Source organism: Kribbella sp. CA-245084 (assembly GCF_050942355.1).
Lineage (GTDB): Bacteria > Actinomycetota > Actinomycetes > Propionibacteriales > Kribbellaceae > Kribbella.
Genome location: NZ_CP192053.1, coordinates 2,642,031 through 2,666,969, shown reverse-complemented (window position 1 = coordinate 2,666,969; position 24,939 = coordinate 2,642,031). Strand labels below are relative to the sequence as shown.

Annotated in this window: 24 protein-coding genes; 10 read left to right on the top strand and 14 right to left on the bottom strand. The window is 67.8% G+C overall.

The features are described from left to right. Positions 1 to 2 precede the first annotated feature (2 nt). From ACQPYH_RS12950 to ACQPYH_RS12935, 4 genes are all read right to left on the bottom strand, one after another. A complete protein-coding gene (locus ACQPYH_RS12950; RefSeq protein ID WP_432890517.1) occupies positions 3 to 830 on the bottom strand; it encodes a TIGR03936 family radical SAM-associated protein in 828 nt (275 codons plus the stop codon). A gap of 18 nt (positions 831 to 848) precedes the next feature. Further along, entirely contained in the window at positions 849 to 1,727 is an 879-nt protein-coding gene (locus ACQPYH_RS12945; protein ID WP_432890515.1) for a hypothetical protein, read from the bottom strand. Between the two features lie 58 nt (positions 1,728 to 1,785). Continuing rightward, a complete protein-coding gene (locus tag ACQPYH_RS12940; protein ID WP_432890514.1) occupies positions 1,786 to 2,286 on the bottom strand; it encodes a DUF1772 domain-containing protein in 501 nt (166 codons plus the stop codon). 101 nt (positions 2,287 to 2,387) lie between these two features. Next, positions 2,388 to 4,628 (bottom strand): M64 family metallopeptidase, encoded by a 2,241-nt coding sequence (locus ACQPYH_RS12935; RefSeq protein ID WP_432890512.1) that lies wholly within the window; start codon positions 4,626 to 4,628, stop codon positions 2,388 to 2,390. A 149-nt stretch (positions 4,629 to 4,777) separates the two neighbouring features. Between ACQPYH_RS12935 and ACQPYH_RS12930 the strand changes: the two genes are divergently transcribed. Genes ACQPYH_RS12930 through ACQPYH_RS12920 form a run of 3 tightly spaced genes read left to right on the top strand, consistent with a single transcriptional unit; the run spans position 4,778 to position 7,493 of the window. Then, positions 4,778 to 5,575: a lysophospholipid acyltransferase family protein gene (locus ACQPYH_RS12930; RefSeq protein WP_432890509.1), complete on the top strand. Its 798-nt coding sequence runs from the start codon at positions 4,778 to 4,780 to the stop codon at positions 5,573 to 5,575. Between the two features lie 39 nt (positions 5,576 to 5,614). Further along, on the top strand, positions 5,615 to 6,493 hold the full coding sequence (locus ACQPYH_RS12925) for a prephenate dehydratase (protein WP_432890507.1): 879 nt from the start codon (positions 5,615 to 5,617) through the stop codon (positions 6,491 to 6,493). A gap of 25 nt (positions 6,494 to 6,518) precedes the next feature. Then, positions 6,519 to 7,493 (top strand): GNAT family N-acetyltransferase, encoded by a 975-nt coding sequence (locus ACQPYH_RS12920; RefSeq protein WP_432890504.1) that lies wholly within the window; start codon positions 6,519 to 6,521, stop codon positions 7,491 to 7,493. On the opposite strand, the gene ACQPYH_RS12915 is transcribed toward ACQPYH_RS12920, so the two are convergent. After that, positions 7,490 to 8,032 carry a hypothetical protein gene (locus ACQPYH_RS12915; RefSeq protein ID WP_432890503.1) on the bottom strand — a complete coding sequence of 181 codons (543 nt, stop codon included), beginning with the start codon at positions 8,030 to 8,032 and terminating at the stop codon, positions 7,490 to 7,492. The two genes, ACQPYH_RS12920 and ACQPYH_RS12915, sit on opposite strands and share 4 nt — an antisense overlap. A 242-nt stretch (positions 8,033 to 8,274) precedes the next feature. Here ACQPYH_RS12915 and ACQPYH_RS12910 point away from each other — a divergent pair, with 242 nt between their 5' ends. The 6 genes from ACQPYH_RS12910 (at position 8,275) to ACQPYH_RS12885 (ending at position 15,242) form a co-directional block, all read left to right on the top strand. Next, a complete protein-coding gene (locus ACQPYH_RS12910) occupies positions 8,275 to 10,584 on the top strand; it encodes a M43 family zinc metalloprotease (protein ID WP_432890500.1) in 2,310 nt (769 codons plus the stop codon). Between the two features lie 110 nt (positions 10,585 to 10,694). Beyond that, a complete protein-coding gene (locus ACQPYH_RS12905) occupies positions 10,695 to 10,874 on the top strand; it encodes a hypothetical protein (RefSeq protein ID WP_432890498.1) in 180 nt (59 codons plus the stop codon). Continuing rightward, positions 10,871 to 12,187, top strand: a complete 1,317-nt coding sequence (locus ACQPYH_RS12900; RefSeq protein ID WP_432890497.1) for a M20/M25/M40 family metallo-hydrolase — start codon at positions 10,871 to 10,873, stop codon at positions 12,185 to 12,187. The genes ACQPYH_RS12905 and ACQPYH_RS12900 overlap by 4 nt, the downstream gene beginning before the upstream one ends. Positions 12,188 to 12,192: 5 nt before the next feature. Further along, positions 12,193 to 13,524, top strand: a complete 1,332-nt coding sequence (locus ACQPYH_RS12895; RefSeq protein WP_432890495.1) for an HAD-IA family hydrolase — start codon at positions 12,193 to 12,195, stop codon at positions 13,522 to 13,524. Further along, complete coding sequence (locus ACQPYH_RS12890) at positions 13,524 to 13,739, top strand: hypothetical protein (protein WP_432890492.1); 216 nt, start codon at positions 13,524 to 13,526, stop codon at positions 13,737 to 13,739. Before ACQPYH_RS12895 ends, ACQPYH_RS12890 begins: the two co-directional genes overlap by 1 nt. 42 nt (positions 13,740 to 13,781) lie before the next feature. After that, complete coding sequence (locus ACQPYH_RS12885; protein WP_432890489.1) at positions 13,782 to 15,242, top strand: recombinase family protein; 1,461 nt, start codon at positions 13,782 to 13,784, stop codon at positions 15,240 to 15,242. Positions 15,243 to 15,281: 39 nt separating this feature from the next. Here the strand turns inward: ACQPYH_RS12885 and ACQPYH_RS12880 are convergent, their stop codons facing one another. The 3 genes from ACQPYH_RS12880 to ACQPYH_RS12870 form a co-directional block, all read right to left on the bottom strand. After that, complete coding sequence (locus tag ACQPYH_RS12880) at positions 15,282 to 17,243, bottom strand: TIGR03960 family B12-binding radical SAM protein (RefSeq protein ID WP_432890487.1); 1,962 nt, start codon at positions 17,241 to 17,243, stop codon at positions 15,282 to 15,284. 72 nt (positions 17,244 to 17,315) lie between these two features. Continuing rightward, entirely contained in the window at positions 17,316 to 18,062 is a 747-nt protein-coding gene (locus tag ACQPYH_RS12875) for an alpha/beta fold hydrolase (protein WP_432890484.1), read from the bottom strand. A gap of 25 nt (positions 18,063 to 18,087) precedes the next feature. Continuing rightward, the gene (locus tag ACQPYH_RS12870) at positions 18,088 to 18,579 is read right to left on the bottom strand and encodes a DUF2000 domain-containing protein (RefSeq protein WP_432890481.1); all 492 of its coding nucleotides are present in this window, start codon (positions 18,577 to 18,579) and stop codon (positions 18,088 to 18,090) included. Here ACQPYH_RS12870 and ACQPYH_RS12865 point away from each other — a divergent pair. Beyond that, positions 18,578 to 19,039, top strand: coding sequence for an Lrp/AsnC family transcriptional regulator (locus ACQPYH_RS12865; protein ID WP_432890478.1), 462 nt, complete (start codon positions 18,578 to 18,580; stop codon positions 19,037 to 19,039). The two genes, ACQPYH_RS12870 and ACQPYH_RS12865, sit on opposite strands and share 2 nt — an antisense overlap. 3 nt (positions 19,040 to 19,042) lie before the next feature. Here the strand turns inward: ACQPYH_RS12865 and ACQPYH_RS12860 are convergent, their stop codons facing one another. The 6 genes from ACQPYH_RS12860 to mreD all read right to left on the bottom strand — a co-directional run bounded on the left by ACQPYH_RS12860 (position 19,043) and on the right by mreD (position 24,939). Further along, entirely contained in the window at positions 19,043 to 19,921 is an 879-nt protein-coding gene (locus tag ACQPYH_RS12860) for a sigma-70 family RNA polymerase sigma factor (RefSeq protein WP_432890475.1), read from the bottom strand. Then, the gene (locus tag ACQPYH_RS12855) at positions 19,870 to 20,301 is read right to left on the bottom strand and encodes a carboxymuconolactone decarboxylase family protein (protein WP_432890472.1); all 432 of its coding nucleotides are present in this window, start codon (positions 20,299 to 20,301) and stop codon (positions 19,870 to 19,872) included. The genes ACQPYH_RS12860 and ACQPYH_RS12855 overlap by 52 nt, the downstream gene beginning before the upstream one ends. Before the next feature lie 67 nt (positions 20,302 to 20,368). Further along, positions 20,369 to 21,118, bottom strand: coding sequence for a hypothetical protein (locus ACQPYH_RS12850; RefSeq protein ID WP_432890470.1), 750 nt, complete (start codon positions 21,116 to 21,118; stop codon positions 20,369 to 20,371). Positions 21,119 to 21,180: 62 nt separating this feature from the next. After that, positions 21,181 to 22,347: a rod shape-determining protein RodA gene (rodA, locus tag ACQPYH_RS12845; RefSeq protein WP_432890468.1), complete on the bottom strand. Its 1,167-nt coding sequence runs from the start codon at positions 22,345 to 22,347 to the stop codon at positions 21,181 to 21,183. A 10-nt stretch (positions 22,348 to 22,357) separates the two neighbouring features. After that, on the bottom strand, positions 22,358 to 24,412 hold the full coding sequence (gene mrdA, locus ACQPYH_RS12840) for a penicillin-binding protein 2 (RefSeq protein WP_432890465.1): 2,055 nt from the start codon (positions 24,410 to 24,412) through the stop codon (positions 22,358 to 22,360). Next, positions 24,409 to 24,939 (bottom strand): rod shape-determining protein MreD, encoded by a 531-nt coding sequence (gene mreD, locus ACQPYH_RS12835; RefSeq protein ID WP_432890463.1) that lies wholly within the window; start codon positions 24,937 to 24,939, stop codon positions 24,409 to 24,411. The genes mrdA and mreD overlap by 4 nt, the downstream gene beginning before the upstream one ends.

Genomic DNA, 24,939 nt, shown 5'->3' with positions numbered 1-24,939 from the left:
GCTCAGGGCACAGAGGGAGCGGCGGCGTCGCCCTCCGCTGTGTGCGTCTGGTGGGGATCTGCCTGGCCGGTCGCGGTCGCCTGGTTGGCGTCGCGGTCACGAGCGAGCGGGTCTTCCACCGTGCCGGTGTCCGTGGTGAGCGGGCCCTGGGCGAGCCTGGTCAAAAGAGCCGGGCCCGTCACCGTGAGCGTCGCTACCTCGAGCGCGCCGGCGAGAACGTCGTCGGGTCTCACGGCCGGGGTTCCGTGCCGTAACACCACTTGCAGTATCGCACACGTCTCAACCGACCCCGGTTCACTCGCGACGGTGAGTCGGAGAACGGCAGCCCGACAGTCGAACGAACGAACCCCCCGTTTGGTCATGCGCTCGACCATAATTTCGTCCCGCGCCAGGAAGGCCTCTACCGCGGCTCCGGCCGCCTCGGGATCCACCCCCGGTAACGCGATCCGCCACTCACTGGCCTCGAGTCGCTCGGCCAGCGACCCCGGCCCGGCGACGACCACTTCGAGTACGTCGAGTCCCGGCGGCAGCGCCTCGTCGAGCGCGGTCCGGACCTCGTCGGCGTCCCGTTCGTGTGTGAGCGATATCTCCAGGTACTCCGCTTCCGAGGCAGCCCCGGTCGGCGCGGCACCGGCGTACGAGATCTTCGGGTGCGGACTGAAGCCGTGCGAGAACGCCACCGGCAGCCCGGCCCGCCGTACGGCGCGCTCGAACGCCCGCTGGAAGTCACGGTGTGAGGTGAATCGCAGCCGTCCCCGCTTGGCGAACCTCACCCGGAGCTTCTGGACCGCGGGGAGCTGCTGCGAGGGCGGAGCTTGAACTGGTGGCACGTGGACAGTCTCTCAAAATCATTCCGAGGCGGCGTACCGCGCCTCCGGCTCGTACGTCGGACCGGCGTCGCGGTCGAGCTCGATGTGTACGACGCCGCGCAGGTCGTCGTACACGATCACGCGGCTGCCGTCGGCGGGCACCCGGTCGGGCGAGGTCCGCATCCGCGCCTTGACCGCGTGCGAACCGGCCGGCGAGTCGTACTCGATCGTGACGTCGAGCTCAGGATCGTGCCCGAGCCAGTACACGATCCGGCCGAGCTTCACCTGCCCGGCGTACCGGCGTCCGTCGCGGCGCAGCCGCTCGATCGTCGCCTGCCGCTGGTGTGCGTGCAGCAGCGCCGCCGGCAGCCGCGCCAGCATGGTGAGGCACCACACACCGGTCAGGATCGCCACCGCCGCCGAGATCGCGATCGCCTCGGTGCCGATCAAGCCGTGGAGCGTACGCCGGACCGTCTCGGCCGGATCGACAGCGACGGCGGTGACGACCGAGCTGGCGGCGCCGACGCACATCCCGGCCAGGAGCGGGACGGACCTGAACAGCCCCGCCGCCCGGCGCTGTCCGAACCGATGTCGTGCCTGCTCGGACAGATCGACCGTGACAAAGAGGACGAGGTAGCCACCGACCAGAGCAGCCGCGATGACCAATGCTGTTGGGAGGTTGCCGGGGACATCGACGGCGCAGGAGCCGGCGGGCGCTGACGTCGCGCCGCACAGGAACGACGTACCCAGCAGGCTGACGGCTCCCCAGCCTGCGAAGCACAGTGCGGCCGAGACCAGCAGGCGGATCGTCACCTGTCCGGGGCGCTCGCCGACGGCCAGTCCGGTGAGGCGGAATCCCTTGTCGGTGGTCGAGAACACCGGTCGGTGATCCCACCAGTCCGAGTCTGCGTCACTCACCCTGCCTCCCCAGGCTCCGATTCGCGACGAACGGTACCTGCAAATACTGCAAATAACCTCAGGGCTGAGCGGCGGACTTGCCCGTCAGGTAGAGGGCCCAGCCGAGGAGGCCGAAGGAGACGAGGGCGAGGATCGTGCGGAGCAGGTTGAAGGCGACCCATTTCGACTCGTTGAAGGCTGCCCGGGCTGCCGCTACGTCGATGGTTGCCGGATCTCCGGCGGCCTTCAGGGCGTCGTTCAGGGGGACGTTCACCGCCATCGTGACGATGATCGAGACCAGGTACAGCACGAAGGCGACCGCGATCCACGGCAGCGCCTTCTCCTTGAGGCTGAGCAGTCCGGCGAGCACCGTGAACAGCGCCGCGCCCAGGAAGCCGAGGCCGAGGAAGAGCGGGTTCACGATCGCCCGGTCCACGGCCGTGAACGCTGCGACGAAGGTCTTGTCGTCGGTCTTGGCGAGGCCGGGCATGAACGCGTTCGCGTAGATCGCATAGATGCCGGCCACCAGACCGGTTGTCATCGTCGCCGCCATCAGGGACGCCACCCGCAGTCCGTTCATTTCACTCCTTCTGTAGGGCGGGAACTCCCCGCACTCAGAAAGTTATGAGAACCGCGTCGTCGGGGACATGTCGGCGAAACTCACGTCCATGTCTGCTCGGCTCAGAGCTTCGCGCACTGCCCGGATCGAGGGCCTGACACCTTGTTCGGTGCCTCGAGATTGGTCGGTTTCGGGGCGTTGGCCTGGCAGACGAGCGGGCCGTTGACGGTGTTTCCGGCCAGGGCCGGAGGTTGTGCGGTCGAGGCGTTGGTGACCGAGACAGGGCCCTGGACCGTGCTTCCGACGACGACCACGCTGCGGCTGACGTGATCGGCGGTGACCGGGCCTGCGACGGTGGAGCGCAGGAGCTGCAGGTCGGCGGCCTGGTCGGCGCGGACGGGACCGTTGATGCGTGAGTCGGTGGAGACCAGCGAGGCTCTGGCCGCGACCAGGACTGGGCCGTTGACGGTTGCGTTGGTCAGGCAGGTGACGCCGGTGCGGAGGTACAGCGGGCCGTTGTGCGTGCCGGTGATCGTGGTGGTACAGGCCGGCGCGGGGTGCAGCAGCGTGACGGCGAACCGGCGCGGGCTCTCGATGTTGCCGGTGGCATCGATCGCGCGATACTCGATCTGATGACGCCCGTACCCAGGCGGTACGTCGTCCCACGGCACGACCCGCGGTACGCCGAGCTTGCCGTAGACGAGCTGGTCGATCTCGGTGCCCTCGGCCGTGAACTTGAACGGGAGGGACGCATCCGTCGGCCAGCCGTAGTAGTTGTACCAACCGTCACCGTCGACGCGGAACTCCGGTACGACGTACCCCGGGCTGTCGTCCGTTGCCGTGAGCCCCATCGTGAAGGCATCGTTGTATACGTATTCACTACCGGTCGGCTTCTGCACTGTGAGCAGGGGTTTCGACATGGTCGGGGTCACGACGGCTTCGACGCCGTCGACGGTCCAGGTTCGTTTGTCGGCGCCGACCTGAGCGGTCAATGTGTGCCGACTGGTGAGCTTGAGCGGGGCGAGCTCGAGGTCGCGGTCGTTGCCCGGGTTCGCGACAGTTCGCCCGTCGACCTGCCAGGTGATCGGGGCGTTGGGCTGCGAGGTCTCGGCGTACACGACCTCGTCGGCGCTGACCGGATGCTCGGTCGAGGTGGAGCCGGTGAACGTCGGCGTACCGGTCGACGGCGGTGCGGTCAGGGTGGTGTCGACCGTCCAGGAGCGGGTGGCGGTCGGACGTACGGCGGGGTCGCGGATGAAGGTGGTCGGGTCCACGATCGTCGCGGTCAGGGTGTGCTGGCCGGCGGTCAGGTGCAAGGTGGAGAGGTCGACGGCGCGGGCGTTCGAGGTCGGCAGCGTCGTACCGTCGACCGCCCAGGAGACCGTCAGTTCGTGATCGAGCGGATGCAGCGTCTGCAGCCAGACGACTTGGTCTGCGGCGACCGGGCCGACCGGCGTGCTGTCCTGGAACAGGTTCGCCTTGGCGGAGAGTCGTTGGGCCATCCGCTCGCGCGAGACCTGGTCGAAGTAGTACCCGAGCGCCTTCATCATCGAGTGCGCGCTGGGCCGCCAGACGCCTGATCCGGCGTACATCCCGCCCTCGTAGCGGCCGATCGTCCCGCCGGATTCCGACGGCTCCCCCAGCCAGCGGTACCACTTCACGTGCTGGTCGAGCATCTGCTGCTGGGTCAGCAACGTGTGGTGGATCGAGGACGGCTCGGGACCGACGTACGGCGCGCCGCGCTCGCCGCGGGCGTAGTAGTCGTATTCATCCTGGAGCCCGCCGAGCGAATGGCCGAGCTCGTGCGGCGTGATCAAGGCCGAGAGCGCGTTCCCGCCGGACGCGGTCGCATACGTCCCGCCCGCCCCGCCGTACGTGTCGCTGTTGCCGATAGCAAGGATCTGCCGGTTGGAGGCGGTCGTGCCCGGGACCAGATCGGCGTACTGCGTTGCGGCGGCCGAGCTGACGGTCAGCAGGCGTTGGACGCTGCCCGGGTTGCAGCCGCCCCAGAACCCCATCTGCAGCGGGGTGTCGCGCTGCGGCGAGGTGAGGTTGGGGTCGCAGTCGACGCCGGACTCCGGGGAGGCGATCTCGACGGCGTACACGTTGACGTAGTTCCGGTACGACTTGAACGGCTCGATACTCCAGAGGATGTTCAGGTGCTTGTCGAGCTGCTCGCGGAACTTCGGCAGCTCGGCCGCGGTGTAGCCGTCACCCATCACCACCAGGTTGAACCGCGACGCCGCCGGCCCGGTCACCTGGATCGGTACGACGGTCGCTGCCGGGGCAGCCGCTCGGGCCGGCAGGGTGACCAGCACGCCGGCGAGGAGCGCGAGTACCGCGGTCAGGAGCTTGGTACGCATGGTTCTCCCCCACCTGGGCGACGGTGTCGTCAGCAGCTTACGAACGTCCGGCGGCGGAGGTGAGGAGTTCCCGCGTGGCGACGTACGGGCCATTCCGGTCGCGGTGCGGCATCATGTGGGTTCGGGGAACAAGTGAGGGAAGGACTTCGATGACGGAACCGGCACAGTCGCCGCGGCGGGAGCCGGACCCTGCGGTCGTGGATGCCGGCGACGGCGACGGCAAGGGCATCTACTGGGTGCTGAAGAACGTGCTGGTCGGTCCGCCGGTGAAGCGCATCTTCCGGCCGAACGTGGTCGGCGCCGAGAACATCCCGGAGCAGGGCGCGGCGATCATCGCCAGCAACCACCTCTCGTACTCCGACTGGATCTTCATGCCGCTGTCGCTGCGGCGCCGGGTCACGTTCGTCGCGAAGTCCGACTACTTCACCGGGGCCGGGATCAAGGGCCGGTTCCAGCGCGGGTTCTTCAAGGGCACCGGCCAGGTGCCGATCGACCGGTCCGGCGGGTCGGCGTCCGAGGGCGCGATGCGGGCCGGGATGAAGGTGCTCGAGCGCGGCGAGCTGTTCGGCATCTACCCCGAGGGCACACGGTCGCATGACGGACGGCTGTACAAGGGTCGTACTGGCGTGGCCCGGCTCGCGCTGGAGGCCAAGGTGCCGGTGATCCCGTGCGGGGTGATCGGGACGGATGTGGTGGCTCCGCCCGGGAAGGTCGTTGCGTCGTTCGCGTCGCCGACGGTGAAGTTCGGCGAGCCGCTGGACTTCTCGCGGTACGAAGGGATGGAGAGCGATCGGCTCATCCTGCGGGCCGTCACCGACGAGATCATGTACAAGATCATGGAGTTGTCGGGGCAGGAGTACATCGACATGTACGCCACCAAGGCCAAGTCGCTCGAGGGTCGAGCAGTCACGGGGGCGCCCGAGAAGGTCCGTAAGACGGACACCTGATCCGGGTGGTGAGATGCGGTGGGTCTAGGCTGGTAGATCGTGGACGGACCGATCGCTTATCAGGGTGAGCCAGGCGCGAATTCAGCGATGGCGTGCACCGAGATGTTCCCGGACCGCGAGCAGCTGCCTTGTACGACGTTTGAGGACGCGCTCGAGGCAGTGAGCAGCGGGCGCGCCGGGCTCGCGATGATCCCGGTGGACAACTCGATCGCCGGCCGGGTCGCGGACATCCACCACCTGCTGCCGGAGTCCGGGCTGCACATCGTCGGCGAGTACTTCCTGCCGATCCACTTCCAGCTGCTGGGGACTCCTGGTACGACGCTGGACCAGATCCGGACCGTTCGCAGCCACGTGCACGCGCTCGGGCAGTGCCGGAAGATCATCCGGGAGCACGGTTGGTCGACCGTCGTGGCGGACGACACCGCGGGCGCGGCTCGCGAGGTCTCGGAGCTGGCTGACCCGACTGTCGCTTCCCTCTCGCCCCGGGCGGCCGCCGAGCTGTACGGGCTGGAGACCCTCGCGTCCGACGTCGAGGACGAGCACCACAACACAACCCGCTTCCTCGTGCTCTCCCGCGAGCCGGAGGTGCCGCCGGTCGGCTCGGGTCCGGTCATCACGAGCTTCGTGTACCGGGTGCGGAACGTGTCGGCCGCTCTCTACAAGGCGCTCGGCGGATTCGCGACCAACAGCGTGAACATGACCAAGCTGGAGTCGTATCAACTCGGCGGCATGTTCTTCGCCACCCAGTTCTACGCTGACATCGAGGGCCACCCCGAAGACCCGAACGTCGCCCTGGCCCTGGAAGAACTCGCATTCTTCTCGGTCGAGGTCCGCGTCCTCGGCGTCTACCCCTCCCACCCCTTCCGCACCCAAATAGCCGAACCCGCCGCCAACCGAGCCCTCCGCCCCCACCACTAGCCCGCCGGGCACCTAAGGTGCCCGCGTGGAGATTATCTGGGTTGATGGGCAGGATCCTGAACTGTTCCGGCGGTTCTACGAGGTGAAGTTCGGGGTTCGGCGGGAGGAGCTGGAGTTCCCGGTGGGGCTCGGGGTGGAAGAGGCTCGGGTTTTGATGGCGGGGACTCATGCCGATGTGCGGGCCGAGGGGATCGGGCTGGTCGAGGGGGACGACTGGCTTGGGGTCGCCTGGCTGGACTGGTGGTTGGTGGGGAACACCGACACCGTTGATGTCGAGCTGGCGGTTGTGCCGGAGTACCGGCGGCGTGGGGTTGCGAGCAGGTTGTTGGATGCTGCGGTGGGGCGGGCGCGCGCAGACGGGCGGCGGATTGTTTCGGGGATCAATGTGGCGGGCGATCCGGTGACGGGTGAGAGTGCGGGGACGGCGTTTGCTCGGGCTCGGGGGTTCGAGAAGAAGCATGCGGAGTTGCATCAGGTGGTGGAGTTGCCGATCGACGTGACGGCGTTGGAGCGGCCGGTCGACGGATATGAATTGGTGCAGTGGCGTGAGCACGCGCCGGATGAGTGGCTCGAGCAGTTTGTGGAGTTGCTGAGTGGGATGAGTGAGGACGTGCCGACCGGCGATCGGACGGACGAGCCGCTGCGGTGGACGGCGGAGCTCGTGCGGGACGCTGAGGCCCGGCGCGTGGCTCAGGGGCGGTTCACCTACACCACGGCGGCCGTGCACACCGCGTCCGGCGAGCTCGCGGCGTACACGCAGATGGGCGGTACGCCGGAAACCCCCGAGCGGCTCAACCAGTACGACACCTACGTACGGCGTACGCACCGCGGCCACGGGCTCGGTATCGCGGTGAAGGCTCCGAACTTGCGAGCCATCCAAGCCGGCCCCGCCGTACTGCACACCTGGAACGCGCCGGAGAACGCACCGATGATCGCGGTCAACGCCAAACTCGGCTTCCGCCCGGTGGCGCAGCGCACGATCTGGGAGCGCGTCCTCTAGCCGAAGGTCCAGCTCGGGTGCTTGACCGACAGCACCTCGCGATGGCCGGCCCAATCCGTCGACGGTAGAGCGGCGACGTCGAGGAGGGTCGGGCGGCCGGAGCGTAGTTCGTAGCCCCAGGTGAAGGCGGCGATCGGGACGACGTGACGCGAGTGGATCACGTCGGGTACGACGACGAGGAACGTGTCGGCGCGCCACGTCCCGTCGGGGTGGTCGGGGTTCGCCGGCGCGTCGAAGAACGTCGGCAGGTAGCCGTACGCGTAGAACGGATCGGTCGCGTCGAGGTTCGGCGCGCGATCGACCGACACCTCGGACCCGCGCGAGACGACCTGGACCCAGCCCATGATCGCGTTGATCCCGTACCCGTGGTACCTGATCGACGCCGTGCAGATCGGGAAGCCGCGGAACGCCTCGGCCTTCAGATCGGGTACGACGAGTTGGTGCCCCGAGGCCCACGGGTCGTCGTTCGGCACCACCCGGACCGAGATCAACCCACGATGAGCACGCACCTCGAACGGGACCGACTTCTCACGCTGCATGGGTCAATCCTGCACTGTAGACAAATCGAGGCCGGCCAGATCCGAATGTCTTGCCACGAAGGGTTGTGTGCGCGCGGTGAACGGAGCAAGGTGAAACGCAGAACAGTGACTTGGGGGCCGACTGTTCGGTGGGGGAAGGCGGTAGGGACCGTCTTCGGTCGAGGGGTGCGCTGGGGGTGAATCTTCTCGGTTCGGCGCGTGTACGTCGACCTGCCCGTGCGCCCCCGCCGGAAGGGGGAGAGATGCCGAGGAAGGCCAACGGGCGAGCGGACAAGCACCGGGACGACAACCGGATGCCGGGTGAGGCACCGGCGACCGAGCAGAACGGGCACGCCGCTAACGGACAGCCCGCGGCGGACGGCATGCCGATGGCTGGGGCACCGGCCTCGAGCAGTTCGACGATGAGCGGCGGCGGATCGCCTGCGGCAGACATGGGCGGCGGCGGGTCACCGGCAGCCGACATGGGCGGCGGCGGAACGCCCGCAGCGGAGATGAACGCCGGCGGATCGCCTGCAGGCGCGGGGATGGCAGGCGGCGGGCAGGCCAGTGGTGCCGGTATGAGCGGCGCGGACGGGCGGACTGAGCTCCCGAATCGCAGACAGTGCGGCGTCATGGATGTACACCGCAGACTGCTGTCGACCAACCCGGCGTACGCCGCGGCACGGTCGGCGCTCGAAACCGCGACGATGGTCTACGTCGCCCGCGAGGAACGGTTCACCGGGGTCGCTCGCATCCCGTGTGTCGTCCACGTCGTCTGGAACACCAACGCGCAGAACATCTCGCAGGCGCAGATCGACAGCCAGATCGACGTACTGAACCGTGACTACCGCGCCACCAACCCGGACACGAGCATCGTGCCGGGTGTGTTCAGCGGGCTGATCGCGGACTCGCGGGTGGAGTTCTTCCTGGCGACCGAGGACCCGAACGGGAACCCGACGACGGGCGTCACCCGGACCCAGACCAGTACGGCGAGCTTCGGCACCGACGACAAGGTGAAGTCGTCGGCGACCGGCGGCATCGACCCTTGGGATCCCGCGCACTACCTGAACATCTGGGTCTGTCAGCTCGGCGGCGGTCTGCTCGGGTACGCGCAGTTCCCCGGCGGTCCGGCGAACACCGACGGCGTGGTCATCCTGCACAGCGGGTTCGGCACCAACGGTACGGCGGCGGCGCCGTTCGACCTCGGCCGGACGACGACGCACGAGGTCGGGCACTACCTGAACCTGTTCCACATCTGGGGCGACGACGGCAGCGGCTGTAGCGGTACCGACGAGTGCGCCGACACCCCGAACGCGGCCGGCCCGAACTTCGGCGTACCGGCGTTCCCGCATGTCACGTGTAGCAACGGGCCGAACGGCGACCTGTTCTACGACTACATGGACTACACCGACGACCGCGGCATGGTCATGTTCACCACCGACCAGGTGGCGCGGATGCAGGCGACGCTGGACACCGTCCGCAAGGACCTGCCGGACTTCGGCTCGGGCGGTACGCCGGAACCGGCCGGCTCGATCGTGTCGTGGGGCGCGAACCGGCTGGACGCGTTCGTGCTCGGCACCGACCTGGCGATGTATCACAAGTGGTGGAACGGATCGGCCTGGGGACCGTCCGTCGCCGGTTACGAGTACATGGGTGGTATCTGTATGAGCGCTCCTGAAGTCGCGTCCTGGGGTCCGAACCGGCTGGACGCGTTCGTCCTCGGCACCGACCACGCGCTGTACCACAAGTGGTGGGACGGCTCGAACTGGGGACCGTCCGTCACCGGATACGAGTACCTCGGCGGCGTCTGCATGAGTCCGCCGCGGCTGGCGACCTGGGGCCCCGACCGGCTGGATGCCTTCGTGCTCGGGACCGACCGGGCGTTGTACCACAAGTGGTGGGACGGGTCGTCCTGGAACGGCTACGAGTACCTCGGCGGGGTCTGCATGAGCCCGCCCGAAGTCGTTGCCTGGGGCCCCGATCGGCTGGACGCGTTCGTCCTCGGAACCGACAACGCGGTCTACCACAAGTGGTGGGACGGCTCGTCGTGGAACGGGTACGAGTACCTCGGCGGCGTCTGCGCATCACCGCCGCGCGTGGTGGCGTGGGGCGAGAACCGGCTCGACCTGTTCGTCATCGGCACCGACTCGGCGCTTTACCACAAGTGGTGGGACGGCTCGTCGTGGAGCGGCTACGAGTACATGGGCGGCGTGTGTACGACGGCGCCGACCGTGGTCTCGTGGGGCTCCGACCGCCTCGACGTATTCCTGCTCGGAACCGACTCCGCTCTCTACCACAAGTGGTGGGACGGATCCTCCTGGGGGCCGAGCGTCACGGGATACGAGTACATGGGCGGGATCTGCACCGACGAGCCGCGCGTGGTCTCGTGGGACACCAACCGGCTGGACGTTTTCGTCACCGGCACCGACAAGCAGCTCTACCACAAGTGGTGGGACGGCTCGAACTGGGGACCGTCGGTCACCGGGTACGAAGGGCTCGGCGGAATCATCAGCGACTTCAAGCTGACCGTCCCCGACTCCCCGGCCTCGATCGGGCAGGGGGTGACGATCTGACCGCCACGCCGACGGGCCGCTGGACGCATTCCTTCGAGGAGGACCACGACGGGATCAGCGTCTACCGCCATGACGACTTCGCCTTCCCGCCGGCCCGTGGCCGGCGGGGGGTGGAGTTCCTCCCGGACGGGACGTTCGTACCGCTGCAGATCGGCCGCGGCGATGCCCCCTCCCCCGGTCCGCCGGGCCGCTGGGACACCACCGGCCGCCTGGAACTGCCGGACGGGACCGGGCGGATCGTGTCCTCGGCGCCCGATCGACTCGAGATTGCTTGGCAGGACCAACAATGAATGTGCGCTATCTCGTCGTACCGACCGCGGACGCCGCCGGTGGCGCGCGGTCGGCACGGTTCGGGGAGAAGACCCTCCTCTGGGTCCCGGCCGAACAACGCCTCGGTCGGGCCTCCCGGACCGTTCCCGGTCTGCTGCTGGTGACGCAGGTGGGCCGGAGTTTCCAGGACGACTACCCCGATGTCACGCCGCTGCTCGATCACGGCCGGCATCTGGTCATCTCGTCGGCCGACAAACCCCGTCGGCGGTCCAACCACCACTGGCGGATCGAAGTGCTCCGCCCGAACACGACGGTCGTCGACCATCCGACGGCCTCCGCGGCGCGGGTCGACCCGGCCGTCGCGGAGCTGGTCGGCGATGTGTCCACGACGTCGTACCAGAACGACCTGACCTGGCTGGCGAGCCTGCCGACCAGGCATTCGCTGAGTACGACGTTCACCCAGGCGATGGACTTCGCGTCCGACCGAATGGTTGCCCTCGGCTACCAAGTGGCGCGGACGCCGATCACTGTCGGCGCCGGCCACTCGGCGGACCTGGTCGGCGACCGGCCCGGCGTGGGCGTGGATCGCAAGCTGGTCATCGTCACCGCGCACCTGGACTCGATCAACATCGCGGGCGGTCCGGCCGCGGCGGCTCCGGGTGCGGACGACAACGGCAGCGGCTCGGCCGGCGTACTCGAGCTCGGCCGGCTCTTGTCCACGCGCGGTTGGCAGCACGACATCAGGCTGATCCTCTTCGGCGGCGAGGAAGAGGGGTTGTTCGGCAGCAAGCAGTACGTCGCTGCGCTGCCGCCGGCGGAGCGGTCACGCGTCCGCGCCGTACTCAACATGGACATGATCGGGACCAGGAACACCGCGACACCCGGCGTACTGCTGGAGGGGGCGGCGGTGTCGTCGAGTCAGATCGCGGACCTGTCGACCGCGGCTGCGACGTACACGGGGCTGACGGTCGAGACGTCGCTGAACCCGTTCGCGAGCGACCATGTCCCGTTCATCAACGCTGGTATACCAGCGGTTCTGACGATCGAGGGCGCGGACAGTGCGAACGGCCACATCCATTCCGCCAACGACACGTTGAACTTCATCGACTGGTCACTGGCCGCGGAGATCCTCCGGATGAACATCGCCGCCCTGGCCGGCTGGCTCGAACCGGCCGCCGTACAGCGCCGTCCGCAACCAGCCGGTTCAGTGGTCTCCTCGGGCCCGGGCCGGATCGACGTGTTCGCAGTCGGCATGGATTCCGCCTTACACCACAAGGCTTTCGACGGAACCTGGCACGATTTCGAGTCCCTGGGAGGCATTGTCATAAGCTGACAGGTATGTGGAGCCCGAATGCGCGTGACGTTGGCGGACTTCCGACGCGGTACGGGGTACCGACGCGTGCGCGGGCTCTGCTCCGCAGTGAGTGCATCGACGCCGTCGGCCTGCCTGCGTTCGAGGAGGTGGGGGCCGGGCTGGTGCTGGATCTGCGGTCCGATTGGGAGTTGAGGCAACCACATCCGCTGGCCGGAGATTTGGTATACCAGCGGATCCCATGGATCGACCCGGCGGCCGAGGCGACTCGTGATCCGGCCGCCGAGCCGCGGCTGGTCGACGTCTATCGCAACAGCCTGACCCGGAACGCGGCCCACGTCGGCCGGATCTTCACCGCGATCGCGGAGGCGCCGGCGGATCAGCCGGTCGTCGTACATTGCAAGGCCGGCAAGGATCGGACCGGCCTGACGGTTGCGCTGCTGCTCGACCTCGTCGGCGTACCCCGATCGGACATTGCCGCGGACTACGCGATCAGCGAGACCAACCTCGGCCTGCAGGATGCGCCGGCCTTCTCCCGATCGCATCCGGACACGATCCTCGGGTCGCTCTCGTACGTCGACGAGCGCTTCGGCGGGGTCCGCGGGTACCTCGCTTGGCTCGGGCTGAGCGAGACACAGATCCACCGGCTCGCGACGCGGCTGGTGCCGACGGACGTGCAGGCGATCGTGTTCGACTTCGACGGCCTGCTGATGGACACCGAGACGACGATGGTCGAGAGCTGGCAGACCGAGTGGGCGTACCACGGTCTCGAGCTCGACCTCGACGGCTTCTGGCCGGGACACGGCGGAGACGTCAGCGAGGACCGGTACGCCGTACTCGCGGCGGCCGTCGGGAGCGGGTTCGACCGCGCCGAGAGTCAGGCGCGCCGGCTCGCCCATCGGGACCGGATGCACGCCGAGCTCGACTTCCGGCCGGGGATCCGGGATTGGATCTCATCGGCTCGGGAGCTGGGGCTTCGGGTCGCGATCGCCAGCAGTTCACCGCGGAGTTGGGTGGTCGGCCACCTGGAGCGGGTCGGTGCGGTCAAGCTGTTCGACGAGATCGTCACAGGCGACGAGGTCGCAACGCACAAGCCCGATCCGGCGATCTACCAGCTGGCCTTGGAGCGGGTCGGCGTACCTGCCATCGCTGTCGAGGACACAGCGCACGGCGTGGAGGCAGCGCAGGCGGCCGGGATGTACGCGGTCGCCATACCGAATCCGTTCGTCACCAAGGCTGCGGTCGCAGCGGCCGACCTGGTCCTGGGCAGCGCCGACGAGCTGTTCCTCACCGACCTGCTTCTATCAGCTGCACCGAGAGGGTCCTCACGGCCGACTCGGTCAGGCACTCCGCGCTGATGCCGTACGTCTCCGTCGGCCCGGAGGGCTGCTCTAACAGCGTCCCCGAGGTCCTCGTCGAACTGCAGAAGGGCCAGAGCGCGAGCGGACCGTTAGCCACGGTCGCCGAGCTCTACGCCTACTCAGCCGGCGCCTGGTTCGATGAAGGCACCGCCGACGCCGGCGTACTACAACAGCTAGATTCACGGCACCGGTCGCGGTCGGTTCCCGCCTGAAGCAATTGGAGGCACAGTCAGAATCCCCAGTACCATTCACGGATGGTAGCGAGGGGCCGGCGACGCGCAGGACCCAAGCGGCGGTACGCCGTTGAGACCGAGTGGACGAGGGCCGACTCAGCGTTGCTGGATGAGTTGGCCAAGGCAGAAACCCTGTTGCCCAGCAACGCACCACGGGCTCTGTTGTCCATCAGACTGTCAGTACTCCGAGCTGACACGACCTCACCGGTCAGACAAGAGCTCGATCTCCGGCGCCTAGCGCGGGACATGGGTTTCAGGGTCGTCGGGGTTGCCAGAGACCTCAACGTCAGCGCTACGAAGGTCCCGCCATGGAGGCGCAAGGAGCTTGGCGACTGGATCAACAACCGGTTGCCCGAGTTCGACGTACTGCTCTTCTGGAAGTTGGACCGCTTCGTCCGTCGGTTGTCGGACTTGTCCACGATGATCGACTGGTGCCTGAGGTACGACAAGAACCTCGTCTCCGGGAACGAGAGCATAGACCTGACAACCCCGGCCGGAAGGACGATGGCTTCAATCATCGGCGGCATTGCCGAGATTGAAGCAGCCGGCACCAGCAAGCGCGTTGCCAGTCTCTGGGAATACACCAAGACCCAAGGCGCCTGGTTGGTCGGCAAGCCCTCCTATGGCTACGTTACCGACCGTGATGATGACGGAGAGATCGTTCTCCGCATAGACGAGACCGCCTGGCAGGCGCTGCACTGGTGCCGGTCAGCGGCTCTGCGCCGACGCCCCTGCTCAGCTCGGCGCATGGTCAAGGTTCTCGTTCGCTCAGGTCTTTGCGGACCGGGACTGACCCCGTCCACTCTCCTCCGGCGGCTCAGGAATCCCGCCCTCATGGGGTACCGAGTGGAAGAGGACAAGGACGGCGGCATTCGCCGGTCCAAGCTGGTCCTAGGCCCGGACGGGAATCCGATCAAGGTGGCCGCGCCGATCTTCACTCCCGAGGAGTTCAACTGCCTGCAGGAGGCGCTTGATCGGGCGTCGCGAAATCAACCTGCACGCCAATCCGGCGGAGCGACCAAGTTCCTCGGAGTCATCGTCTGTGCGGACTGTGAGACCAACATGACTGTGCAGAAGACGACCAAGAATTCGCGTGAGTACCGGTATCTCCGCTGTGGAGGCTGCCGCAGCGGAGGCCATGGCGCACCGAACCCAGACGAGATCTACGGCAAGCTTGTCGATGAGGTGCTTGTCGCACTCGGCCACGAGCCTGTGCAGGTCCGCGAGTACGTCCAACGCGCCGAGGCTGGAGGTGGCGGTTGGGTGAGCGTCTACGACGGTCAGACGTTCCGGGCGCGATGGGAAGCCGGCGGCATGGACACGATGGCCGCCGACCTCCTCCAGATCGGTGTGAAATACAAGGTCAGGCGCACAGCGACGAAGGGTGTGCGCGCTCCAATGGTCGACGTCGAATTGGTCATCCCGGACGACATACGCGAGCGTTCGATCATCAAGCGGGATTCCTTCGCCCAGGCGATCTGACAAACTCCCGTTTCGCCTGCGGACGCGCGGGTGATCTCATCAGGAACCCGAGTTAGCGCCGGCGGGAGTGTTCATCACAGTCAGCGGCAGGAGCTTCTTGCCCGTCGGACCGATCTGGATACTCGTGTCAAGGGCCGGGCAGACGCCGCAGTCGAAGCACGGGGTCCAGCGGCAGTCCTCGACCTCGATCGCGCCGTCCTCCTCGAGCGAGTCCTGCCAGTCCTCCCACAACCAGTCGCGATCCAGGCCCGAGTCCAAGTGGTCCCATGGCAGGACTTCGGCGTACTCGCGCTCGCGCGTCGTGTACCAGGCGAGGTCGACCGGCTCGTCGGCGAGCGCCTTCTCGGTCGCCCCGATCCAGCGGTCGTACGAGAAGTGCTCGCTCCAGCCGTCGAACCGGCCGCCGTCGCGCCAGACCGCCTCGATCACGCGGCCGACGCGGCGGTCGCCGCGGGACAGCAGACCTTCGATGATGCCGGGCTTGCCGTCGTGGTACCGGAAACCGATCGCCTTCGCGTACCCCTTCTCGGAGCGGATCGCCGCAGCGAGCTTGGACAGCCGCGCGTCGGTCTCCTCGGCGCCGAGCTGCGACGCCCACTGGAACGGGGTGTGCGGCTTCGGCACGAATCCGCCGATCGACACGGTGCACCGGATGTCGCGACGGCCGGACACCTCGCGACCGGTCTCGATCACCCGCTTCGCGAGGGCGGCGATCGCCAGCACGTCCTCATCGGTCTCGGTCGGTAGACCCACCATGAAGTAGAGCTTCACCTGCCGCCAGCCGTGGCTGTACGCCGCCGCGACCGTGCGGATCAGGTCCTCCTCGGTGACCATCTTGTTGATCACCTTGCGCATCCGGTCCGACCCGCCCTCGGGCGCGAACGTCAGACCACTACGCCGGCCGTTGCGGGAGAACTCGTTGGCCAGCGTGATGTTGAACGCGTCGACCCTTGTCGAAGGCAACGACAGCGAGACGTTGCTGCCCTCGTACCGGTCCCCCAAGCCCTTCGCGACGTCGGCGATCTCGCTGTGGTCGGCGCTCGAGAGGCTCAGGAGACCGACCTCTTCGAAGCCGGTCTGCTTCAGGCCGTTGTCGACCATGTCGCCGATCGTGGTGATGCTGCGCTCACGCACCGGGCGGGTGATCATGCCCGCCTGGCAGAACCGGCAGCCGCGGGTGCAGCCGCGGAAGATCTCCACCGAGAAGCGTTCGTGCACGGTCTCGGCCAGCGGGACGAGCGGCTTCTTCGGGTACGGCCAGGCGTCGAGGTCCATGACCGTGTGCTTCGCCGTCCGGAACGGAACGCCCTGGCGGTTCGGGGTGACGCGCTGGATCCGGCCGTCGGCGAGGTACTCGACGGTGAAGAACTTCGGGATGTAGACGCCGCCCGACTTCGCCAGCCGCAGCAGCACCTCGTCCCGACCACCCGGACGGCCTTCGTCCTTCCACTCCCGGATCACCTCGGAGATCGCGAGCACGATCTCCTCGCCGTCACCGAGCACCGCGGCGTCGATGAAGTCCGCGATCGGCTCCGGGTTGAACGCGGCATGCCCGCCGGCGAGCACGATCGGGTCCTCATCGGTCCGGTCGACGGCGTGCAACGGGATACCCGCGAGGTCGAGCGCGGTCAGCATGTTCGTGTACCCGAGCTCGGTCGAGAACGACAGCCCGAAGACGTCGAACGCCCGGACGGGACGGTGCGAGTCCAGCGTGAACTGCGGGATCGCGTTGTCCCGCATGATCTGCTCCATATCCGGCCAGACGGAGTACGTCCGCTCGGCCAGGATGTGGTCGCGCTCGTTCAGCACCTCGTAGAGGATCTGCACGCCCTGGTTGGGCAGGCCCACCTCGTAGGCGTCCGGATACATCAGCGCCCACCGCACGCTGACCGAATCCCACTCTTTGCTGACCGAGTTCAGCTCACCTCCGACGTACTGGATCGGCTTCTGCACGTTCGGCAGCAACGCCTCCAGGCGCGGGAACAGCGATTCGACAGTCATAAACACTTCCAGTCAGCGATCAGAGCGCCTACCAGCCTAACGCCGAGCCTCCCGTACGCCGGAATCGCGCACTCAGCCGAGGTGGGCGAGGAGCAGGGGGTTGATGGTGTCGGAGTGGGAGTAGGTGACCAGGTGGGCGGCGTTCTCGATGATCTCGAGGTGCGCGCCGGGGATCTCGGAGGCGAGGGGTACGACGGTTTCCGGCGGGACGGATTGGTCCGAGTCGGTGGTGATCAGGAGGACCGGGGCGGTGATGTCGGCGAGCCCGGGGAGGAGATTCAGCGCGCTGACCGCCTCGCAGCAGGCGGCGTAGCCCTCGTCGGGGCAGTCGAGGAGCATCTGGCGGACGGGCTCGAGGTCTTCCTTGAAGTCGGGGAGGAACCAGCGGCCGAGGGTCGCGTCGGTGATCGACCGGGTGCCTTCGGCGCGGACCTGCGCGGCGCGGTCGGTCCACATCTCGGGGTTGGCCGCGGTGTTGGACGGCGGGCAGATCGCCACCAGGCGGTGGAGTCGCTCCGGCGCGTGCTGGGCCAGCCACAGGCCGACGGAGCCGCCGAGCGAGATTCCGACGTACGACGCCTGCTCGATCTCGAGGGTGTCGAGCAACTCCACGACATCGCCGCCGAGGTCGTCGATCGCGTACGGGCCTTCGGGGACCTCGGACTCGCCATGTCCGCGATGATCGAACGCGATCACCCGGAACCGCTTGGCGAGCACGTCCACCTGCGGCGCCCACATCGTCTGATTCGCGCCCAGCGACGAGCCGAGCAGCACCACGGGCGCGTCAGCCGGACCGGTCTCCACGTAGTTGAGTCGCATGCAGCCACCCTACGAAGTCGGCAGGCTAGCGGTAGAGACCCAGAGCTCCAGTCAGCGAGTCGACGGCTGCGCGCGGGCCGTAGAGGGCGAGGCCCAGGTAGGTGATGTCCTCGGGTTTGGTGCCGGCGAGGGTCTGCGACATCTGGTCGTAGGTGCGGGCCTTCTGGGCGGCTTCGTGCATGTCGTGGACGGTGACGTCCGGCCGGGCCGCGGCCTGGGTGCGGAGGTCGTGCAGTTGCTCGGCCGTGCCTCGCAGTACCGGGATCGGATAGGCGCCCATGCCGGTGTGGACTTCGCCGGAGGCGTCGACGGTGTCGGGGCCGACCACGTCGTCGTGGTGGTGGCCGAGGCCTACGCCGAGCAGGGCAGCGGTGTTGAGGGCCACGCCGACCGGCGTCCCGGCGGCGATGACCACGACCATCTTGTTCGTCAGCACGGCGGCAAAGCTAGCCGGACGCACGGCGTCGTACTCCGTGATCCGAACATCGTTCGGCGGATCTGCGAAACTTCCTGTCATGGACGAACTTGATACGGCGCTGCTGCGGATGCTGCAGAACGACGCCCGGCGGACCAACCGGGACATGGCCGCCGAGCTCGGGATCGCGCCGTCGACGTGCCTGGAGCGGATCCGCGGACTGCGCGACCGAGGGGTGATCCGCGGGTACCGGGCGGAGGTGGATCTGCAGGCGATCGACCGGTCCACCCAGGCGATCATCTCGATCAAGCTCCGGCCACAGGCGATGGCGGTCGCCACCGCGTTCCAGGACTACGTGATGCAGCTTCCGCAGACCCTGGACATGTTCATGGTCTCCGGCGCCTCGGACTTCCTCGCCCACGTCGCCGTCAAGGACACCCAGGCGCTGCGCGACCTCGTCCTCGCCCTGGCCAAACGCCAGGAGATCGCCGACATCCGCAGCTCGGTCGTCTTCGAACACCACCGCCGCACTACGATCATGCCCCTGGCCGCCGGGGACTGAGCATTACGAACGCTCGAGGGCAGACAACTTGGCCGGACTCGCGACGACCCGGATGCCTGCGATCTGCCCAGCGTCGACGTCCAGCACCAGGACATGGCGTCTGCCGTTGAGCTGAATGTCCAGCGCCGGACCGGTGACCAAGTCGAGCGGTACGACGCTCAGCGCGGGGCGACCGTAGATGTGGGTGAAGAACTGGGCCACCTTCGCGCGCCCGACCACCGGCTTGCGCGCCGCGCGGCGGACGCCGCCGCCGTCGGTCCACGAGGTGACCGAGTCCTTCAGCATCGCCTCCAGCCGGACGAGGTCGCCGTCGCGGGCGGCAGCGACGAAGTCGAGCAGGAGCCGCTGCTGCTCCTCGATCGTCGGTTCGAAGCGCGCTCGGTCCAGGTCGAGCCCTTGGACTGCGCGGCGGTGGAGCTGGCGGCAGTGTTCCGGCGTACGGTCGAGGATCTCGGCGATCTCGTCGTACGGGAGGGTGAAGGCGGTGCGCAGTACGTAGACAGCGCGCTGCGGTGGAGTGAGTCGCTCCATCAGGTGCAGGAGCGCCATCGAGAGGTCCTCGAGCTCCAGCGCATCCGCGGAGACCGGCTCCGGGAGCCACTCGCCGGTGTAGCTCTCGCGGCGCGCCTGCCTGGTCCGGAGTACGTCGACGGACAGCCGCGTCACCACCCGGGTCAGGTAGCGACGCGGCTCGGCCACGTCGGTGCGGTCGGCGGCGGACCAGCGGACGTACGCGTCCTGCAGCACGTCCTCGGCGTCGTGCCAGCTGCCCAGCAACCGGTACGCGAGGCCGGCGAGCATGCCGCGCGCAGACTCGAACTCCTGCAGGATCAACCGGCCAGTTCCGGCTGTCTCCGGGTCGCGACGTTCAGACGGGTCCACAGATTGATGGTGCCAATCGCGAGGAGCACGTTCGCAGCCCCCTCCTCACCGAAGTGCTCGACCACCGCGTCCCACACCTCATCCGGTACGCCGTGACGCTCGAGCACCGTGACCGCATCGGTCAGCCCCAACGCGGCACGCTCACGCTCGTCGTAGAACGAGGAGTCGCGCCAGGCAGCCAGCCCGAACAGGCGCTGGCTGCTCTCACCCTCCTTCAACGCGTCCGCCGTGTGCATGTCGAGGCAGTACGCGCAGCCGTTGAGCATCGACGCCCTGACCTTGATCAGGTGCAGCACCGTGGGGTCCAGAACGCCCTGCACATAGTTCTCCACGCTGTACACGGCCCGGAAGCCGGCCGGCGAGACCTTCCTGAAACTCATCCGCTCGTCCATGCCAACACGACGGCGGCACGCGACGCCGGCGTGACAGTGACCGGTGTGACTCCGGTCACGCAGGCCTGAGGACCTGTCGGGCCTTCGTGACGGCTGCCTCGGTCGCCGGCTCGAGTTCTCCGCCCTGGCCGGCCAGCACGCCGACGGAGATGATCACGTCGCCGACGCCGGTGACGGCCGCGGTGTACTCGAGGCCGCGCTTGGGCCCGCTGGTGCCGGTGAGCTGGAACGCGAACGGTTTCGTGCCGTACGCCGGGGCGGTGATCTTCTCGACCTTCATCGAGGTGTTGCCGGAGCCCTCGGTCTTCAGCGTCACCTTGGTGCAGGAGTCGACGGCCTTCGCGTACGAGTCGCGCAGGTCGCCGACCTCGGCTGCGGTGCCCATCGAGTCGAGGCCGTAGTCGATGTACGGGCCCTCCTGGCCGCCGGTGAAGGTGCGGGTCACGCTCGCCTTCGACCCGGGAGCCTTGGTGGCGTTCAGGTATTTGACCAGGGTCTTGCAGCGGCTGCTCGACGACGAGAACGGCTTCGAACCGTCGTCGGCTTCGTCCTTCTCCTGGGAGAACCCGCTCGGCAGGTCGTTGAGCTCGAGCAGCGCCTTGGTCAGCTCGTCGGCCGTCCGGGTCACCGGCACGGTCGACGTCGGCGACGTCGGCGACGTCGACGACGGCGCGCTGGGCGTCGAGCTCGGGGTGGGCGTGAGCGCCGTACCGGCGTCCTTCTTGTCGTCATCGCCGCCGCAGGCGGTGAGGGACAGCGTGAGGGCGGTGGCGAGGGCGAGCGGGAACGACACGTACCTGGTCATGGTGCCTCTCGGACTGGACTGAGGAGCGCGCTGGGAGCGTACCTGACGTGTCAGTTCCTCGGTCAGTAGCGGTGGGACCTCAGGTGAATGTTCTGCAGCAGGCCGACGGCGAGCAGGCAGGCGAACATCGAGGAACCGCCGTACGACACGAACGGCAGCGGCAGGCCGGTGACCGGCATGATGCCGAGCGTCATGCCGATGTTCTCGAACGCCTGGAACGCGAACCAGCAGACGATCCCGGTCGCGACCAGCCGGCCGAACGCGTCCCGCGCGTTGATCGCGATCCGCAGCCCGCGGAACAGGATGACCGCGAACAGCACGATGATCGCGCCGGCGCCGATCAGCCCGAGCTCCTCCCCCGCGACCGTGAAGACGAAGTCGGTGTGTTGCTCGGGGACGAACGCGTTCTGCGTCTGACCGCCGTGGAACAGCCCCTGCCCGAAGACGCCGCCGTTCCCGATCGCGATCCGGGCCTGGTTCACGTTGTACCCGATGCCCTGCGGATCCGACGACGGGTGCGCGAACGCGATGAAGCGGGAGATCTGGTACTGCTTCAGGATGTGCAGCTTGATCGCGATCGCCGCGACGAGCACACCCATGGTGAGCAGACCGAGCATCCACCGTTTCGGTACGCCGGACACCGCGATGATCCCGAACACGATCGAGCCGAGCACCATCACCGTGCCGAGGTCGGGCTGCAGCATCACCAGGATCACCGGCAACGCGGCGACCGCGACGGCCTGCGCGACGTCGACGGTCCGGGCGTTCTCGTTGCGGTCGGTCTCGCCCTTCTCCGCGATCAGCAGCGCCATCCCGACGATCACCGCGAGCTTGGCGAACTCGCTGGGCTGGATCGACATGAACGGCAGCTGGATCCATGACCGTGAGCCGTTGATCGTCGAGCCGACGCCGGGCACGAGGACCAGAATCAGGCCGACGATCGATGCGGCGTACAGAACCGGTGCGAGGATGCGGACCCGGCGATGATCCGTGACCGCAGCGCCGATCGCGAGGATCAGGCCGATCGCGAAGTTCAGCGCGTGCCGGACGAGGAACGCGTACTGGTTGCCGTCGGTCAGCGAGGTCCTGTTGTGGGTCGCGGACCAGATCAGCATCGCGCCCAGGAACGACAACGCGACGACGGCCAGCACGAGGACCCAGTCCACCTGCCACACGGTCGACCGCCGGTCCATCCGCGATCGCATCCGGATCGGAGTCAGGGTTGCCATCTGCGCGCCCTCACTGCTTCGGCTTCTCTTGTCCGGGCGGCGGCGCCGGCTTGATGTTGTACAGCGTCTCGTAGATCTTGCGGACCGCGTCACCGCCGGCGCCCGAACCGGTACCCGCCTGGCTGATCATCATCACCACGGCGTACCGATCGGTGTACGACGCCAGCCAGGACGTCGTCTGCTTGCCGTAGACCTCAGCCGTACCGGTCTTGGCGCGGACCGGGATCTTGTCGAGCGGGAAGCCCTGGAACTTCCAGGCAGCAGTGCCGCTGATCGTGGTCTGCTTCAGCGCGGTGTCGATGTACTTCAGGGTGTTCTTCGCGACCGGGAGCTTGGCCTTCACCGCCGGCTTGATCTCGTGCGGCTTGCCGTTCGCGCCGACCCACGACTGGACGACGCGCGGCTCGAAGAGCGTGCCGCCGTTCGACAGGGCGGAGTACACGGTCGCGAGTTGCAGCGGGGTGACGGTGGTGTCGCCCTGGCCGATCGCGAAGTTCACCGCGTCACCGGCTCGGTACTTGTAGCCGTCGACGCAGAACTCGCGGGCGAATTGCTTGAGGAATGCTGACGTGCCGGCCGGCGGGTTGGCCGACAGCTTGCAGTAGTAGTCCTTCATCGAGTCGTAGTACGTCTTCTTCCACTGGCGGTCGGCGATCCGGCCGGTCGCCTCGCCGGGCAGGTCGATCCCGGTCGGCTTGCCGAGGCCGAACTTCTTCGCCATCTCGACCAGCGGGTCGTACGTGCTGATGTCGCTGGAGTTGCCGCCCTCCTTCAGCCAGAGCGCATACGCGACCCGGTAGAAGAACGTGTCGCAGGACAGCGCCAGCGCCCGGTCGAAGCCGATCATCCCGTACGAGGCCGACTCGTAGTTCTTGAACCGGCGGTTGCCGACCTCGAAGTACGAGGAGCAGTCGAGCCGGGTCTTCGTGCTGTACCCGGAGCTCAGCGCGGCCGAGGTCGTGATCGGCTTGAACGTCGAGCCCGGCGCCAGCTGGGCCTGCAGCGCACGGGAGACCAGCGGCGTCCCGGACTTGGTCGAGTACAAGGCGTCGAGCTCGCGCTGGCTGATACCGCCGACCCAGACGCCCGGGTCGTACGTCGGGTAGCTGGCCATTGCGACGACCCGGCCGGTCTTGGTGTCCATGACCACCGCGGCACCGGAGTCGGCCACGTACTTCTTGTGGGTCACCGGGTCGGTCTGCTTGCGCGCGGTCATGATCGCGTTCTTCAGGTTGGCCTCGACCGAGGCCTGGATCCGCGCGTCGATCGTGGTGACCAGCGTCGCGCCCGGGACCGGCGCGGTCTGCTTCTTGATGCCGGTGGTGTACCCGACCGCGTCGACGATCACGTCCTTCTCGCCGGGCGTGCCGCGCAACAGCTTGTCGTACGAGCGCTCGATGCCGGCGCGACCGACCAGGTCGGACCGGTGTGGGACCGAGTCCTGCCCGGCCTTGTCCATGTCCTCGAGCTCTCCGGTGGTGATCGGCGACAGGTAGCCGAGGATGTGCGCCGCGTTCACCTTGTACGGCTCGGGGTACGCGCGGAGCGTCTGCGAGTCGGCGGCGATCCCGGGAAAGTCCTCGCGGCGCTCCATCACGTCGATCGCGACCTGCTCGCTGACGTCCTTGGCCACCGGGATCGGCTGGTACGGCGTGCCGTTCCAGCAGGCGGGTGGTTTGGACGCGCCGGGCTCTCCGCACAGCATGGTGCGGGCCTTGAGGTCCGCGGGCTTCTGGCCGAGCACCTTGGCAAGCCGGGCGAGGACGACGTTCTGCTGGCTGTCGGGGAGTTTGGCGAGCACCGACCGGTCGACGGTGATCATCAGCGAGACCCGGTTGCCGACGAGGGTCCGGCCTTGGGAGTCGACGATCGTGCCGCGCGGGGCGGGGATCAGGACCTGCCGGATGTGCTGAGCGGTCGCGGCCTGCGTGTAGTCGGCGCTCGACATCACCTGCATGTACCAAAGTCGGCCGAAAAGCGTGCACAGCAAGGAGAAAACCAGCACCCCGATCACGAACAACCGCAACCGGGCCTTCAGTGGGGCCTCGAAGCCGTCCCAGCTCATGGCGCGACTCGCCGCTCGCGGGCGGGTTGGACGCGGCCCATGATCCACATGACCAGCGGAATCACCACGATCGCGCCGACCACGTCGTACCCGGCGGCGATGCCGAGGCGGACGCCGAACTCACCCCAGTCGACCGACGGGTCGTGCAGCAGCGAGCCGGTCGCGCTGTAGATGAAGAACGAGACCGCCGTCCCGAGCACGACCGTGAGCGCAACACCGAGCGGACCGACCGGCCCGCTGGAGGTCTCGCGGCGGATCAGGCCGGCGACGTACCCCGCGATCGCGAGCGACAAGGCCCAGCGGCCCGCGGTGTGGTCCGCCGGCGGCACGACGTCCAGCAGCAGGCCGCCGACGAATCCGGCGATCGCACCCCACTCCGGCCCGCGGGACAGCGCGAGTGCGATCACCACGATCAGCGTGAGGTCACACGTCACCCCAGCGACTGCGATGTTGGTCAGGACGGACGTCTGCACGGTCACGGCCACCATCAGGAAGAAGGCAGCCAGGCCGATGCGTAAAGCGATCAC

Bases quoted from the DNA above. Each gene is read 5' to 3' on its own strand.
- ACQPYH_RS12940 (WP_432890514.1), bottom strand. From the start codon at position 2,286: ATGAACGGACTGCGGGTGGCGTCCCTGATGGCGGCGACGATGACAACC.
- ACQPYH_RS12935 (WP_432890512.1), bottom strand. From the start codon at position 4,628: ATGCGTACCAAGCTCCTGACCGCGGTACTCGCGCTCCTCGCCGGCGTG.
- ACQPYH_RS12930 (WP_432890509.1), top strand. From the start codon at position 4,778: ATGACGGAACCGGCACAGTCGCCGCGGCGGGAGCCGGACCCTGCGGTC.
- ACQPYH_RS12915 (WP_432890503.1), bottom strand. From the start codon at position 8,032: ATGCAGCGTGAGAAGTCGGTCCCGTTCGAGGTGCGTGCTCATCGTGGG.
- ACQPYH_RS12910 (WP_432890500.1), top strand. From the start codon at position 8,275: ATGCCGAGGAAGGCCAACGGGCGAGCGGACAAGCACCGGGACGACAAC.
- ACQPYH_RS12900 (WP_432890497.1), top strand. From the start codon at position 10,871: ATGAATGTGCGCTATCTCGTCGTACCGACCGCGGACGCCGCCGGTGGC.
- ACQPYH_RS12895 (WP_432890495.1), top strand. From the start codon at position 12,193: ATGTGGAGCCCGAATGCGCGTGACGTTGGCGGACTTCCGACGCGGTAC.
- ACQPYH_RS12890 (WP_432890492.1), top strand. From the start codon at position 13,524: ATGCCGTACGTCTCCGTCGGCCCGGAGGGCTGCTCTAACAGCGTCCCC.
- ACQPYH_RS12885 (WP_432890489.1), top strand. From the start codon at position 13,782: ATGGTAGCGAGGGGCCGGCGACGCGCAGGACCCAAGCGGCGGTACGCC.
- ACQPYH_RS12880 (WP_432890487.1), bottom strand. From the start codon at position 17,243: ATGACTGTCGAATCGCTGTTCCCGCGCCTGGAGGCGTTGCTGCCGAAC.
- ACQPYH_RS12875 (WP_432890484.1), bottom strand. From the start codon at position 18,062: ATGCGACTCAACTACGTGGAGACCGGTCCGGCTGACGCGCCCGTGGTG.
- ACQPYH_RS12865 (WP_432890478.1), top strand. From the start codon at position 18,578: ATGGACGAACTTGATACGGCGCTGCTGCGGATGCTGCAGAACGACGCC.
- ACQPYH_RS12870 (WP_432890481.1), bottom strand. From the start codon at position 18,579: ATGACAGGAAGTTTCGCAGATCCGCCGAACGATGTTCGGATCACGGAG.
- ACQPYH_RS12855 (WP_432890472.1), bottom strand. From the start codon at position 20,301: ATGAGTTTCAGGAAGGTCTCGCCGGCCGGCTTCCGGGCCGTGTACAGC.
- ACQPYH_RS12850 (WP_432890470.1), bottom strand. From the start codon at position 21,118: ATGACCAGGTACGTGTCGTTCCCGCTCGCCCTCGCCACCGCCCTCACG.
- rodA (WP_432890468.1), bottom strand. From the start codon at position 22,347: ATGGCAACCCTGACTCCGATCCGGATGCGATCGCGGATGGACCGGCGG.
- mrdA (WP_432890465.1), bottom strand. From the start codon at position 24,412: ATGAGCTGGGACGGCTTCGAGGCCCCACTGAAGGCCCGGTTGCGGTTG.